Raw genomic sequence first — 14,192 nt, 5'->3', positions numbered from 1 at the left:
CTATCTGGCGGTGTGCGGGTGAACGGGTGAGAGCGACGGGTCACGCGTCTTCGCCGGTGTCCGACGGGGTGGCGGCGTGGCGCGACGGCGTGGCACCACCGCTGCGGCGCTGCTGGAAGGCACCGAACCGGGAACCGGTGTCCCGCTCGGCCCGGGCGGGGCTCGGCGTGGGCGACGGTGGCCGGCGCGACGCGGCGGTCAGCGTCTGCCCGCGCGAGCGTTTCGGCAGTTCGGACGGCTCGGTCAGGTCGCCGGTGATCTCGTGGCTCGTGTCGGCGGGCCCGGGCCACGCGACGGCCGCGGCGGGCTCGTCCGCTTCCGGCAGGGCCTCGGGCCGGGGCTGCGTGATCAGCTGCGTCGGGATGCGCATGACCACGCCGATCCCGCCGCGCGAAGAGGGCCGGAAGAACACGTGCAGCTGGTGCTTGCGCGCCAGGCTGCCGACCACCGCGAGCCCCAGCCGCGTCCCCGACATCGACGTCAGGTCGAGGGGCTGGTCGAGGGCCACCGCGCGCTCGGCGCGGACGAGAGCCTGCGCCTTCATCCCGAGGCCGCCGTCCTCGATGGTGATGACTGCACCATTGTGCAGATCTTCGACATAAACGTGCACTTCTTCCGACGGCGCCGAGAATTTGGTGGCATTGTCCATCAGTTCGGCGAGCGCGTGCATGACGTCTTCCGCGGCATAACCGACAACGGCCACCCCGCTCGCGGAATGCACCCGGACCCGCTGATAAGCGCCGATGCGGCCGAGCGCGCCACGCAGGATGCTTTCCATCCGGATCGGTTTTGTCCACCGCCGGCCCGACCGCGCGCCGGTGAGCACGGCGATGCTGTCGGCCAGCCGCCCCGCCTGCGCCGTGCTGTGGTCCACCTTCAGGAGATCGCCGAGCATCGCGTCGGACGACCGGTTTTCCATTTCGCGCAGGTCCCCCAGCGTGCTGGTCGCCAGGGCCTGCAACCGGCCCGCCGCGCTTGCGCACGCGGCGGTCGCGGCGGCGCGGCGACGTTCACCGACGGCGATTTCCTCGACCAGGAGCCGGACGACACGCTGGTGCAGTTCGTCGGCGGGACGCGGGACTTCGGCGAGCACGCTGTCCGCGGGCACACCACCACGCAGCCGCCGGACGGCGTCGGGGACGGTCTGGTCGAGCAGCCGGGCCAGCTCACCACTGCCGAGCTGGACGGATTCGCGGGCGCGCCGGGCTTCTTCGAGCGCGGCTTCGGTCTCCGCGGTCGCGTGCGCGACCTGGTCACCACGGCGCAGCGCGAAGAACACGGCAACACACGCGACGATCCCGGTGAACGCGCCGGCGACGGCGACGAGAATCCCCTGACCACCGGAAATCGACAAGGAGACCCCGGTCCAGATCGCGGCGACGACAACCGCGGTGACCAGTACCCCGATGACAGCCCGGCCGGCTGACTCGCGTTCTTCCCGGCGCTGTGCGGGCGGTCGTTCCGACATCCGCTCCACTTCCTCGAGTCCGTTTGGTGCCCGAACAGTACTCGGTTTGCCAACAGAGATCACGACTCGGTTTCGAAGCACCGTGAACAGTCTTCCGGATGGAACTCGAACTGCGGATAAAATCCGAGTTACCACTCATGCCGCCGAACCAGCGGATCACCCATTCATCGCAGGTCAGCCCCCGCGCGATTAACCGTCCATTGTGGAATTGCCGACGTCGGCGACGGCTCGCCTGTGCGCAGCGTGAACCCGGTGGAGCAGCCCGTGGTCACCGGCTTTCCCGGAGAAGCCGCACTTTTGCCCAGGTCTCCTCGTCCACCGGGGTGTAGGTGGCGAGCTTGATCGCCGAACGCTCGCCGAAGGACAGCTGCGTGTAGTCCAGCGTCAGCAGGCCGGCCTCGGGGTGCAGGAAATGCTTGGTGAAATTCTCCGGGCCGCGCACTTCGTGCTGCTCCCACAGTCGCTCGAAGTCCGGCGACTCCTGCCGCAACCGCCTGACCAGCCCCTTCCACCCGGACTCGGCGGCGTGCGCCGCCATGCCGGACCGGAACCGGCCGACCAGCCGCGCGGCGGCGTCCTCCCAGTCGAGCATGCTCGCGCGCCACCTCGGCGACGTGAACATCAGCACCAGCCAGTTGCGGTCTTCGAACGGCAGATCCGCCACACCGCCGACCAACCGCTCGTAGGTGCGGTTCCAGGCGAGCAGGTCGAAGCGGGCGTTGACCACCGCGGCCGGAATCGGCTCGAGCTGACGCACCAGCACCAGAACGGCACCCGGAACGGCGGCGGAGTCGCGCTCCATCGGCGGCGCGGGGTGCCCGGCCAGTGTGTAGAGGTGGGCACGCTCGTACGGATCGAGCCGCAGCGTGCCCGCGATCGCGGCGAGCACCTGCTCGGAGACCTTGATGTCCCGGCCCTGCTCGAGCCACGTGTACCAGGTCACGCCCATGCCGGCGAGGTGCGCGACCTCCTCACGGCGCAACCCCGGCGTCCGCCGGCGGCCGGTGAGCGGCAGCCCGGCCTGCTCCGGCGAGATGCGTTCGCGTCTGCTGCGCAGGAACGACGCCAGCTCCTTTCGCCTGACCTGCTCGACGGTCAGCTGCGCGTCCAGGGACGTCGTCATGGTTCCCACTCTCCCACCGCGCGCAGCCGGTTACCAGGTGGCGGACATACCTGGATAAGCTCGCTCTGGCACCCCCATGAACCGCGCCGCACAGTGGAGCCATGGAGACCATTTCACCCAGCACCACCACCCTGACCTCGACGGTCGCCCTGGTCACCGGCGCCAGCAGCGGCATCGGCCAGGCCACCGCACGCAGACTCGCCACCCAGGGCGCCGCTGTTGTGCTCGTCGCCCGCCGTCAGGGCCGCCTCGACACGCTGGCCGAGGAAATCGCCGAGCAGGGTGGCCAAGCGGTCGCCCTGGCCGCCGACCTGACCGACGCCGACGCCGCTGCCGGCGTTGTCACCACCACCGTCGAACGGCTCGGCCGGCTGGACACCCTCGTCAACGCGGCCGGCGTCATGCTCACCGGCGACTCCGGCACGTCCCCGCTGACCGAGTGGCAGCGGATGGTCGACATCAACCTCAACGGGCTGCTCCACGTCACCAAAGCCGCCCTGCCCCACCTCACCGGCGCCGCGGCCACCAGCCCGCGCCGGGTCGCCGACGTGGTCAACATCAGCTCCATCGCCGGCCGCTGGGTCATCCCCCACGCCGCGGTGTACAACGCCACCAAGTTCGGTGTCACCGCTGCCACCGAAGCGTGGCGCCAGGAATACGCCCGGCGCAACGTCCGCTTCTCCGTCGTCGAGCCCGGACTCGTGCAGACCGAACTCCTCGGCCACCAGCAAAGCGCCGTGCAAGAACGCATGGTGGCCAGGTTCGCCGACGTTGAACAGTTGTCCGCCGATGACGTCGCCGAGGCCGTGGCGTACATCGTCACCAGCCCACGCCGGCGTGCCGTCGCCGAAATCGTCATCCGCCCCACGGACCAGGTCTGAACGTTCACTCGCTCAGCAATGCTTTCACCCACGCGTTGATCCGCTGCTGCGCCGGCCGTCCGGTCGGCGGTGTCATCCCGACAAAACCGTGCGGCGACTCCGGCCACACCGCCAGTTCGCTCGCCCCGTCCGCGGCCCGCCAGCGCGCGGCCATGAACAGCGAATCGTCCAGCAGCGGGTCGAGCTCCCCGACCGTGAACAGCGCGGGCGGCATCCCGTGCAGGTCGGCGTACAGCGGGGAGACCCCGCCCTCGCGCAGCTTTTCCCGGCCCAGCCCGGGGAACGCCATCCCGACGAACTGGTCGATCCACCGCGACGGCAGCACCGGGGTGTCCGGCGTGGCCGAGCGCGAACTCGGCGTCCGCGCCAGGTCGTAGACCCCGAACACCAGGCTCGCCCCCACGATCCGCCGGAACAGCTCGGGGAACCCGTCCCGCAGCCGCAGCAACGTCTGCGCCGCCAGGTGCCCGCCCGCCGAATACCCGGACACCACGATCCGGTCGGTGCCGAACTCCTCCGCCACCGCCCCGGCCAGCCACACCGCCGCGGCGAGGCAGTCGTCCAGGTTGGCGGGAAACGGGTGCTCCGGCGCGAGCCGGTAGCGGACGGACACCACGGCGACGCCGGCCGTGCGGGCCAGCAGGTCGTTGACCGCGTCGTCGTCGGCGGGCGCGCCGAGCACAAAACCGCCGCCGTGCACGTGGAACACCACACCGTCGAGCGGGCCGTCCGGCCGGATGATCCGCACGGTCGCCTCGCCCGCGGACCCGGACACCGTCCGATCGACCGGGGTCAGCTCGATCGGCGCCGGAACCTGGAACGTCGTCCCGCGCATCGTCGCCAGCCCTTCGGCGGTGGTGGGATCCGGGAGGTCGGCAGCGGAAAGCTGCGCATTGATCTTCCGCATCTGGTCCAAAGTGGATTCGGGAACGGTCTCGAACCGGAAGGTCATGGCGGAAAACCCTTTCACTGGAAGGTGTAGGAGACGTGGGTCAGCTCTTCGGACAGCTCCCACAACCGCCGTCCGACGGCGGGATCGGTGGCGGCAGCAGGCATTTCGGCGACATGTGGGGCTCCGCGCAGCTCGCCGCGCCCGTCCGGCACCACGAAGTCGCCCGGCTTGATGCCGGGGTTCGTCGCGGCGTAGAGGGAAGGCCGTGCCGCCTCGGCCGGGCTCTGGCCCACGAACCGTTCGAGCAGCGCGGACGCGAGGACCTGCGCGTACTTCGGCAGGTGCTGCTGGAGCCCGGTCGCGCTCGTGCCGGGGTGCACGGCGACGGCGGTGATCCCGGTCCCGCTCGCCCGCCGGGCCAGCTCCAGCGTGAAGACGACGTTCGCCAGCTTCGACTTCGTGTAGGCGGCCATCCCCGCGTAGGACTCCACGCTCAGCGGGTCCTCGAGCGTCGCCCCTTTGTCACGCGCCACTTTCGCGCTGACCGTCACGACCCGGGCCGCGGGCGCGGCCAGCAGGGCCGGCAGCAGGTGCCCGGTCAGCGCGAAGTGCCCGAGGTGGTTGGTCCCGAACGTCAGCTCGAACCCGTCGGCGGTCTCCCGGCGCTCCGGGACGGCCATGACGCCCGCGTTGTTGATCAGCAGGTCCAGTGGCTGTCCGGTGGCGAGAACTTCGGCGGCGGCGCTGTCGATCGAGGCCAGCGAGGCAAGGTCGAGCACCAGCCCTTCCACCTTGGCGGTACCGACGGCGTCCCGAACGGCGGCGACGGCGTGGTCGACCTTCGTCTTCGCACGCCCGGCAACCACCACCTCGGCGCCGGCCTTGGCCAGCGCCACCGCCGTTTCGAACCCGATCCCGCCGGTGCCCCCGGTGACCAGCGCGCGTCTGCTCATCGCAACTCCTAAATGAACGTTCATTCAACTCGACGGACTCAGGTAAGCACGGAGCGTCCGGAGTTGTCAAATGAACGTTCATTCAATAGGATGGAACGCATGGCACCCCGAGACCCCGAGGCGAAGCGCCGCGCCCTGCTGGAAGCCGCACTGGCCGAGTTCGCCGAACACGGCATCGCCGGCGCGAGGGTCGACCGGCTCGCCGGCCGTGCGGGCTGCAGCGCGGGCCTCGTCTACACCTACTTCGGCAGCAAGGAAGAGCTCTTCACCGCCGTGTTCGACCAGGTCGTCGTGCAGGCGGCAGAGCAGATGCCGATCTCCCCGGAAGACCTGCCGGAGTACGCGGGCGCCCTCTTCGACGGCCAGACCGCCCACCCAGACGTGATGCGCCTCGCCACCTGGCACCGCCTGGAACAGCGGGGCGACCGGCCCGCGATCGAGGCCATCACCAGGTCGAACCAGGCGAAGGTCGACGCGATCGAGCAGGCCCAGCGCGAAGGCAAGCTGTCCACTCGCTTCACCGCCCCGGAACTGCTGATGCTCACCATCAACACCGCCTCGATGTGGGCGCTGCAAAGCCCCGAGATCAGCGACTTGGGCCCGCGGGAGCACGCCGCCAGACGAGCCACGGTCGTGGAGGCCGTGCGCAGGCTGGTCGAGCCTTGACCTCCGCACCGGGCGCAGCGAATGACTCACCGTAAGGTTCCGGCTTCGCCGTACGATGTCCGCGGGAGTCGACGAGCAGGGGGCTGCAGTGCCGCACGAGGCCAAAACCGCGGCCGAAACGCTGGTCCGGCACGCGACCGCGGGGCCGGACGATCCGGTGCTCCAGCGGTTCTTCGCGATGGCGGCGCCGACCTCCGAAGCCAGGCTGGCCTTCGAGGCCGTGCGGGAGCAGGTCGCCCGCGACGGGCGGCCGGACGACGACACCTTCCTGCGCCTGGTCATGGCGCTGGCGCCGTACTTCGACCGGGACTTGCTGGAACTGCTGTCCGTGCGCACCTCGCGGGTGCCACCGCGCGAAGAGCCGTCGGAGGTGGAGGAGGCGGACGAAGACGAGCCGACCATCGACTGGATGGGGGCGGAGGGTGCCGCGTCAAGGCCGGTGACGGCCACGCCGGAGTACGGCGGAGGGCAGGCGGCACCGGCGACGCAAGAAGCCCCGCAGGCGGACAGTCGTGCGCGGAGAGACCGAACCGACCCCGCGGATCCCGAGCGTTCCCTGGTCGCCCACCTGCCCGGCCGCGCGCCGCAGGCCGCCGAGCTCAGCCTCGTCGTCCGGGTCTCCGAACGTCCGTCGGGCTGGGCGGCCGCGTCCCGGCTCGATCGGCTCACCGTCGTCGCCGGCGGCGCGGAGGTGTCGATCCTCGTGCAGGCCTCCTCCGGCCTCGCGCCCACCGGCAGCCTGGAGCAGGTGCTGCTCGTTCCGGCCCACGGCGACTCCGATCCGGTGCGGTTCACCTTCCACGCCCGGAGCCCGGGCCTGCACCGCGTGCGCGTCATGGCTTTTGCGGGCGGCACTTTCCTCACCGAGCTGGAACTGGAGGTCTCCGTCGAACCCGGCGGGCCGGCCGTCGAGGGCGAGCCGGTGGTGGCCACGCTGGACGACCTGCGCGGCCGGCCGGGCGAGGTCACCCTGCAGGTCCGGTCCGACGACGGCCGGACCGTCTTCCAGCTGCTGTCCGACAGCTACCTGTTCGAACCGGTGCTCGCCCAGGCGTCGGCCGGTGATCCCGCGGTGGCGGTGGAACGCACCCTCGACACCCTCAAGCAGCTGGCGGCCGGCCGCGAGGCGTACTCGCCGGCCACGGCCGCGCGGTGGATGCAGGAGACCGGGATCGGGCTGTGGGAGCAGGTCGTGCCCGGCCTGATCAAGGAACAGTTCTGGCAGCTGCGCGACCGGATCTCGTCCTTCACCATCGCCACCAGCCACGACGTCGTCCCGTGGGAGCTCCTGTACCCCCTGCGGCCGGGCTCGGACCACGGGTTCCTCGTTGAGCAGTTCCCGGTGCTGCGGCGGGTTTTCGGGCAGCAGCGGTGTCCCCGGATCTCGATCGCGCCGTGCACCTACGTCGTCTCGGGCCGGTCACCGGCCAACGCACGCCAGGAGATCAACGCGCTCAGCGCGGTGCTCGGCGCCGCGGGTGTGGTCGAGGAGCTCGGTGAACTGCTCGACCTGGTGTCCTCCGGCCAGTGCGGGCCCTTGCACTTCGTCTGCCACAACAGCTTTTCACCCCAGGCCGGGTCGGCCATCGCGATGACCGGCGGTCCGTTCGTGCCGGGACTGCTGAACAGCGCGACCGTCCGGAACTCGCTCGCGGCGCGGAGCCCGCTGGTGTTCCTCAACGCCTGCCGCACCGCGGGCAGCGTCCCGGAGTACACCCGGATGGTCGGCTGGGCGCAGCAGTTCATGGCCGCCGGGGCCGGAGCGTTCGTCGGCACGTTGTGGCCGGTGCGCAGCGAAAGCGCCGGCGCGTTCGCCGAAGTCTTCTACGGCCACCTGCAAGACGGCGAGTCCCTCGGCCGGGCCGCGCTCCTCACCCGCCGGACGGTGGTCCGGGAGCAGCCGGACCCGACCTGGCTCGCCTACACCGTCTACGGCGACCCGCACGCCCGCACCCACTGAACCCGGAGGAAAACCGCTCATGGAGGTCACCGACACCGGGGTGTCCGTCGACAGCCTGATCGACGCCGTCAAGGCGGCCGTGAAGGAAGCGGGCATCTCGGCCGCCGACACCGACCGCGCCTTGCGGGTCGTTTCGATCCAGCTGAACCTCACCGTGGTGGCGACCACGACCGCCGGCGCCAAGCTCGAGTTCAAGATCCCCTTCGTCGGGATGAACGTGAAGCTCGGCGGGGCGGCCACCACGAAGAACACCCACACCATCGACATCACCCTGGTGCCGCCGGACCTCGCACCGGGGCACGAAATCCGGGACGGCGGGGTGGACGAGGTGCTCGTCGAAGCCGTCGAGACCGTCCTCGCGCTGGTCGACCGGGCAGCCGGCGGGGACGATCCGTTCCTGCTCAAGGAAAGCACCGTCGAGCTCAGCTTCGCGGTCACCGAGACCGGCTCGATCTCCCTCGGCATCGACCGGGAAGCCGGCGACGAGGTCACGCACAAGCTCAAGATCACCCTGGCCGGCGTCCGATGAAGGTGGTACCAGCGAGTCCTGGTTGTCCCGCCGCCCGAAGGTCATCCTGAAGGTGTGGAACGGAACGAACTCGCGGACTTCCTCCGCCGCCGACGAGCGCTGCTCCAGCCGGAGAACGTCGGTGTTCCGGCCGGCGGGCGGCGTCGGACGCCGGGGCTCCGCCGCTTCGAAGTCGCCCAGCTCGCCGGCATGTCACCGGACTACTACGCCCGGCTCGAGCAGGGACGCGGCCCGCAACCGTCGGTCATGATGCTCACCGCGCTGGCCCGCGCGCTGCGGCTGACGATCGACGAACGCGACCATCTCTTCCGCCTCGCCGGGCACCACGCCCCGCCGCGCATCGGTGGTGACGAGCACGTCAGCCGGGGCCTCCTCCGGCTGCTGGACGGGGTGCGGGGCCTGCCCGCGCTGATCGCCTCCGACCTGAACGTCGTGCTCGCCCAGAACCCGATGGCGGACGCGCTGGTGGGGGCCCGGCCCCTGTTCCGCGGCCTCGCCCGCAGCTGCACCTACCGGTGGTTCACCGACCCGGAGCTACGCCGGCTTTATCCCGCCGAGGACCACGAGCACGAGAGCCGGGCGCAGGTGGACGACCTGCGAGCAACCCTCGCGGCCCGCCCGGCCGATCCGTTGGCGGGCAAGCTGATCGGGGCGCTGCGTGCGGAGAGCGCGGAGTTCGCCGGGCTTTGGGCCCGGCACGACGTCGCGGTCCGGCGGAGCGACCGCAAACGCATCCTGCACCCCGCGGTCGGGCTCATCGAGCTGGACTTCGACATCCTGGCGACGGCCCGGCAGGACCAGCGCCTGATCGTGTACTCCCCCGCGCCGGGCAGCGCCGCGGTCTCCCAGCTGGAGCTGCTGGCCGTGCTCGGCCAGGAACGGTTCACCCCGGCCGAAGACCGGCACCTCCCGGGTTAGCCATCGACGCGCACCCCGACGACCCCGCGCGGGCCGCCGGGCGCCCCGTCCTGCCCTCCTGCACGAAAGGAAGACCGTGTCCGCACCCCGATCCACCAAGCTGCGCGCCGCGACGCTCGGGCTCACCGCCCTGCTCACCACGGCCGCCGCGGCCCCGGCGCACGCTGACCACGGTGCCGGCACCCGCCTGGGCGACGTGCGGGTCCTGGCCCACTTCGACCGAGCCGCGGGTCAGGCCGCCGAAAGCATCACCCTGGAACCCGGCGGCGGCGCGGTCATCGGCATGATCCCGGCCCGCCAGGTGGTGCGGGTCGCGCCGGACGGGGCCGTCCACGTGCTCGTCACCATGCCGCTGCCGCCGGGTGGCGGCGGCACCACCCCGGTCGTCGGGATCCCCGTGGTCACCGGGGTCGCCCGCGCGGACAGCGGCGCCGTGTACTTCCTCTACTCCGCCGGGCGGGGCGGGCTGACCGGGATCTGGCAGGTCCGTCCCTCCGGTGCGCCCCGGCTCGTCGTGCCGCTGCCCGCCGACACCATGCCGAACGCACTGGTCGTCGACAGCGGGCGGGACCGCTTCCTGGTCACCGACTCCGCCGGCGGGCGCATCTGGCAGGCCCCGCTGCGCGGCGGCGAGGCCGCGGTGTGGTCGGCGGACCCGGCCCTGTCCCCCGCCGGCTTCTTCGGCGCCAACGGCCTGAAGATCCACGACGGCGCCGTGTGGGCGAGCAACTCCGACCGCGGCACCCTCGTCCGCATCCCGGTGACCGGGGACGGCGGCTCCGGCCGGGCCGAGGTCCGCGCCACGGGACTGGCGGGCATCGACGACTTCGACTTCACCGGCCGGGGCACCGAGATCCTCGCCGCGATCAACCAGGCGAGCGAGCTCGTGCGGGTCGGCGTGCACGGCGCCCGGGAAACCCTGCTGGACGCCGGGGACGGCATGCAAGGGACCACGGCCGTCGCCGTCCGAGGCAGTCGGGTTTACGTGACCAACGGCGCCAACCTGGCCGGAACCGATCCGAACCTCATGCTCGCGCAGCTACGGCGCTGACGGGGCCGTCTCCCTCGATTTCGGGAGACGGCCCCTCGGCACGAACGGAGGTCAGCCGCGAGCCGCGGCCACCGGAGCTGCGGCGGCCTGCTCGGCGGCAGGCGGCATCAGCTTCGGGTATGCCTTCTGGAACTTCTCGATCATCGTGGCGGACGGGACGATCCGGTTCGGGTTGCCCTGGCTCGTCGCCTGCTTCTCACCCCAGGCGCCGGCGGCCTTGCGCTGGTCGGGGGTGCCGTGGCTGTGGAAGCAGTCACCGATGGAGGCGTCCAGGTAGGTGACCTCCTGCTGGGTGCGGGCGTTCCACCCGAACCCCTTGGTGTGCGCGACGAAGTAGCCACCGTAGGCGTCGGGGCCCATCTCGGAGGACTCGTTGCGCGGGTAGTTTTCGTGGGCGAAGTCGACCTGGTGGCCGTACTCGTGGCCGACGACGGACTCCACCGAGACGTCGTCGAACCCGAGGACGTTGACGGTGTCGAGCAGGCCGTCACCGAGCGCCACGCGCTTGCCGCCGAGGCTGCCGGCCGGGGCGGAGAACGCGTTCAGGGTGAGCAGCGGGTTGCGCCCGCCCTGCAGCGCCGGCACCTCGTAGAGCACCTTGACGGCGAGCGCGGCGGCGTCCTTCACCTTCGCCGGCGCGAGACCGAGGCCGAAGGTCTGCGCCATCTTCGCCTGGCTGCCGAGGTCGGTGCCCTTCCAGGCGACGAGCTGGATGTTCCAGCTCTCGATGTCCCAGAAGCCGCGCAGTTTGTCGATCGTGTCGGTGGCGCGCGGGGTGTACTGGCCGTCGGTGCCGAAGACCTGCGGGGTCTTGTCGGACGCGACGCCCTGGACGTAGAGCTGGCTGAGCCCCGACAGCGCGTCGAGCGCCTGGCCCTCGAGCGGGGTGAGCTGCGACGCGAGCTTGTTCGCGTAGGTCAGCAGCGAACCCTCGGTGCAGCCCGGGATCGGGTCCTGCGCGGCCCGGCTCCGGGGGCCGATCTTCTGGACGGGCGACTCGATGAGCCGGTCGACGCCGCGCAGCGCGCTCGCGGGCAGCCCGTTGTACAGGTCGACGACGTCCTGGTACAGCTGCGCGACGTCCTGCTCGACGGTGGACGGTGCGGCCGCCGCGGGAACGGCCGTGGCGAGCGCGAGCGCCGCCGCGGTGCCCGCTGCCGCGAGTGTTCTGCCGAGGAATCCGGTCCGGTTGGGCAAGGTGGTCCCCTCTTCTGTGCCGGTTCAAGATCACGAAGCACCGCCACGTTAGGGCGGTGATTGGCGGCGAAACCGGAGCCGGGACAAGAACCCTGAGATGGCCCACGTCTTTCGGAGGATTCTCGCGTGCGAAGATCGGCCGAAAGTACTAGCCGAAAGTACTAGGAGCGGTCCGTCCTCGAGTGATCGGATCGTTACTCAACTTCGGGCATGGGTGGAACGTCTGATGATCGTGAGAATGATCCGTATCGCCGGGTTCGGCTTGGCGGCCCTCCTGCTGGCTGCGTGCAGTGGACAGACCGAGACCGCGGGGACCGCGCAAGCGGTCGGAGCCGCCGGGGCGGCCGGAACGGCGACGGCGCCCGGGGCGCCGGCCGCGACGGTGGCGTTCGGGAGCGGGGACCAGCTGAGCCCGAAGGACCCGATCGTCGTCAAGGCGTCGGGGGGCACGTTGCAGGCGGTCACGGTCACGAACCCGCAGACCGGCAACGCCGTCAAGGGCGAGCTGTCGCCGGACAAGACGACGTGGACCAGCGACGATCACCTCCGGTACGGGGCGACGTACCAGGCGGTCGCCACCGCGGTGAACCAGGCGGGCACGGCGACCGAGCAGCGCGGTGAAGTGCACACGCTCAAGCCGGCCGGGGTCGCCACCGCGTCGCTCTTCCAGCCGGCGTCGGGCGATTTCGGCGTCGGCCTGATCATCGGGCTGAAGTTCGACCACGACATCACCGACAAGGCCGCGGTCGAGAAGTCCTTCAAGGTGACGTCCTCCCCCGCCCAGGGCGGCGGCTGGTACTGGGTGGGCAAGCGCGAGGTGCACTTCCGGCCCAAGGACTACTGGAAGGCCGGCTCGACCGTGAAGCTCGAGACCACGACCTTCGGCCTGCCGATCGGGGGCGGCGTGTACGGCGGCCAGGACGTCTCGGCCACCTACAAGGTGCACGACTCCTGGGTCGCCAAGGCGGACGGCAAGACGCACCAGATCAAGGCGTTCCACAACGGGCAGCTGGTGAGGACCGCGCCGACCAGCATGGGCAAGACCGCCGACACCCCGCCGCGGGGCCCGACGCCGACCTTCAACGGCACCCACACCGTGCTGGGGAAGGAGGCCTCCAAGATCATGGACTCCTGCAGCTACGGCGTGTGCGAGGGCGACCCCGGCTACTACAGCGCACCGGAGAACTGGAACGTCCGCATCTCCGCCGACGGCGAGTACCTGCACGAGAACCTCAAGACGGTCGGCGTGCAGGGCAGCGCCAACGTCTCCAACGGCTGCCTCAACATGAACACCGAGAACGCCAAGTGGTTCTTCGACACGTTCAACGTCGGCGACGTCGTCGAAGTCACCAACTCTGGCGGCCCGCAACTGTCCATCAACAACGGCCACGGCGACTGGGCCATCAGCTGGGACGCGTGGCAGGCCGGCAGCGCCCTGCACGGCTGAGCCCCGGCTCGGCACGGTGAGCGGAAGGACGCCTTCGGCGCGGCAACTGCGCCGGTGGCGTCCTTTTTTGCCTGCCGGCATGGATGACAAGCTGGTCACCTGGTGGACCGCGGTCCCCCGTCGGCGTGTTCCCCGCTGATCGCGCCGACCTGGTCGCGGATGGCGGTGTCGAGGTCGGTGGCGGTCAGGCCGAAGGTGTCCGCCGTCTCCGTCGCGTCCATGTGGAATGGCGCGTACCACTGGTAGTCCATCTCGGCCATCTCGCGGGCGATGGGGACGACCAGCCCGGCCGTGCGCATCACGAAGCGGGGCATCTGGATCAGTTTGACCGGTGGCCGGCCCGCGGCGACGGCGTAGCGCCGGGCGAGCTCGCGGAGGGTGACGGCCGGCGGGGACGGCACGTGCCAGGCCCGGCCGCAGGCGCGTTCGTCCTGGGCCAGCGTGATCAAGGCTTGTGCCATGTCGCCGTTGAAGGTGAAGGTGTGCGGCATGTCGAGGTGGCCGGTGATCCAAGCGGCGCGGCCCTTCTCCAGGGCCGGCTCGATGAGCAGGGAGTAGATGCCGTTGGCGTCCTTGCCGATGTAGTCGGAGCCGCGGACCTCGACGGTGCGGATGCCCGCGGCGAGGGCCTGTTCCCACATCCGTTTGCGCAGGCGGCCCTTGCGCCCGGTGGCGGCCAGGGGCGTGTGCTCGTTCATCCGGCCGCCGGGCTGCGGTCCGTAGGCGTAGAGGCTGCCGGTGAGCGCCAGGACCGCGTCGTTCGCCTCGGCGGCGGTGATGGCCGCTGTTTGCAGGGGCGGCAACAAGCGTTCCCACGTCGTGTACGAGGGCGGGTTCGCGCAGTGGTAGATCACTTTCGCGCCGCGAGACAGCTCGGTCACGCGTGCCGGGTCGGAGGCGTCCGCGGCGACCCGCTCGATCAGCGGGTGGGTGGGGCCGGAGCCGCTGCGCGTGACGATCCGGACGCTTTCTCCGCGGTTGACAAGCAGGCGTGCGACATTCGTGCCGATGGAACCGGCGCCGATGATGACGTGCTCGGCCATGAAAGGCTTCTCCTTGATGAGGGTCGTGGGTGCGCCGCCGCGCCCAGGACGAGGGGTGGGGATC

Annotated in this window: 13 protein-coding genes; 7 read left to right on the top strand and 6 right to left on the bottom strand. The window is 70.9% G+C overall.

All coding sequences use genetic code 11. The features are described 5' to 3' along the window. Positions 1-40: 40 nt before the first annotated feature. Both ACIA5G_RS44985 and ACIA5G_RS44980 read right to left on the bottom strand, forming a co-directional pair. On the bottom strand, positions 41-1,468 hold the full coding sequence (locus tag ACIA5G_RS44985) for a sensor histidine kinase (RefSeq protein WP_395935027.1): 1,428 nt from the start codon (positions 1,466-1,468) through the stop codon (positions 41-43). Between the two features lie 268 nt (positions 1,469-1,736). Further along, a complete protein-coding gene (locus tag ACIA5G_RS44980; RefSeq protein WP_395935025.1) occupies positions 1,737-2,591 on the bottom strand; it encodes a helix-turn-helix transcriptional regulator in 855 nt (284 codons plus the stop codon). Between the two features lie 101 nt (positions 2,592-2,692). Between ACIA5G_RS44980 and ACIA5G_RS44975 the strand changes: the two genes are divergently transcribed. Then, a complete protein-coding gene (locus ACIA5G_RS44975; protein ID WP_395935023.1) occupies positions 2,693-3,472 on the top strand; it encodes an SDR family NAD(P)-dependent oxidoreductase in 780 nt (259 codons plus the stop codon). A gap of 4 nt (positions 3,473-3,476) precedes the next feature. Here the strand turns inward: ACIA5G_RS44975 and ACIA5G_RS44970 are convergent, their stop codons facing one another. Together ACIA5G_RS44970 and ACIA5G_RS44965 are read right to left on the bottom strand one after the other, a co-directional pair. Next, complete coding sequence (locus tag ACIA5G_RS44970; protein ID WP_395935021.1) at positions 3,477-4,424, bottom strand: alpha/beta hydrolase; 948 nt, start codon at positions 4,422-4,424, stop codon at positions 3,477-3,479. Positions 4,425-4,438: 14 nt separating this feature from the next. Next, positions 4,439-5,317, bottom strand: coding sequence for an oxidoreductase (locus ACIA5G_RS44965; RefSeq protein WP_395935019.1), 879 nt, complete (start codon positions 5,315-5,317; stop codon positions 4,439-4,441). Between the two features lie 99 nt (positions 5,318-5,416). Here ACIA5G_RS44965 and ACIA5G_RS44960 point away from each other — a divergent pair, with 99 nt between their 5' ends. The 5 genes from ACIA5G_RS44960 (at position 5,417) to ACIA5G_RS44940 (ending at position 10,441) form a co-directional block, all read left to right on the top strand. After that, the gene (locus tag ACIA5G_RS44960) at positions 5,417-5,983 is read left to right on the top strand and encodes a TetR family transcriptional regulator (RefSeq protein ID WP_395935017.1); all 567 of its coding nucleotides are present in this window, start codon (positions 5,417-5,419) and stop codon (positions 5,981-5,983) included. An 88-nt stretch (positions 5,984-6,071) separates the two neighbouring features. Beyond that, positions 6,072-7,943 (top strand): CHAT domain-containing protein, encoded by a 1,872-nt coding sequence (locus ACIA5G_RS44955; RefSeq protein ID WP_395935015.1) that lies wholly within the window; start codon positions 6,072-6,074, stop codon positions 7,941-7,943. A gap of 19 nt (positions 7,944-7,962) precedes the next feature. Further along, positions 7,963-8,472 (top strand): trypco2 family protein, encoded by a 510-nt coding sequence (locus tag ACIA5G_RS44950; protein WP_395935013.1) that lies wholly within the window; start codon positions 7,963-7,965, stop codon positions 8,470-8,472. 54 nt (positions 8,473-8,526) lie between these two features. Next, a complete protein-coding gene (locus tag ACIA5G_RS44945) occupies positions 8,527-9,390 on the top strand; it encodes a helix-turn-helix transcriptional regulator (protein ID WP_395935010.1) in 864 nt (287 codons plus the stop codon). Between the two features lie 76 nt (positions 9,391-9,466). Next, complete coding sequence (locus ACIA5G_RS44940; RefSeq protein ID WP_395935008.1) at positions 9,467-10,441, top strand: hypothetical protein; 975 nt, start codon at positions 9,467-9,469, stop codon at positions 10,439-10,441. A gap of 51 nt (positions 10,442-10,492) precedes the next feature. Here the strand turns inward: ACIA5G_RS44940 and ACIA5G_RS44935 are convergent, their stop codons facing one another. Then, positions 10,493-11,638, bottom strand: a complete 1,146-nt coding sequence (locus tag ACIA5G_RS44935; RefSeq protein WP_395935005.1) for a hypothetical protein — start codon at positions 11,636-11,638, stop codon at positions 10,493-10,495. 238 nt (positions 11,639-11,876) lie between these two features. Here ACIA5G_RS44935 and ACIA5G_RS44930 point away from each other — a divergent pair, with 238 nt between their 5' ends. Next, positions 11,877-13,085: an Ig-like domain-containing protein gene (locus ACIA5G_RS44930; RefSeq protein WP_395935003.1), complete on the top strand. Its 1,209-nt coding sequence runs from the start codon at positions 11,877-11,879 to the stop codon at positions 13,083-13,085. 95 nt (positions 13,086-13,180) lie between these two features. Here ACIA5G_RS44930 and ACIA5G_RS44925 read toward each other — a convergent pair whose 3' ends face one another. After that, complete coding sequence (locus ACIA5G_RS44925; protein WP_395935001.1) at positions 13,181-14,128, bottom strand: NAD-dependent epimerase/dehydratase family protein; 948 nt, start codon at positions 14,126-14,128, stop codon at positions 13,181-13,183. Positions 14,129-14,192: the final 64 nt, after the last annotated feature.

The sequence above is a fragment of the Amycolatopsis sp. NPDC051758 genome (genome assembly GCF_044453095.1).
In the GTDB taxonomy this organism is placed as follows: Bacteria; Actinomycetota; Actinomycetes; order Mycobacteriales; family Pseudonocardiaceae; genus Amycolatopsis.
The sequence above is the reverse complement of the archived record's forward strand: the minus strand, read 5'-3'. Positions and strand labels throughout refer to the sequence as shown.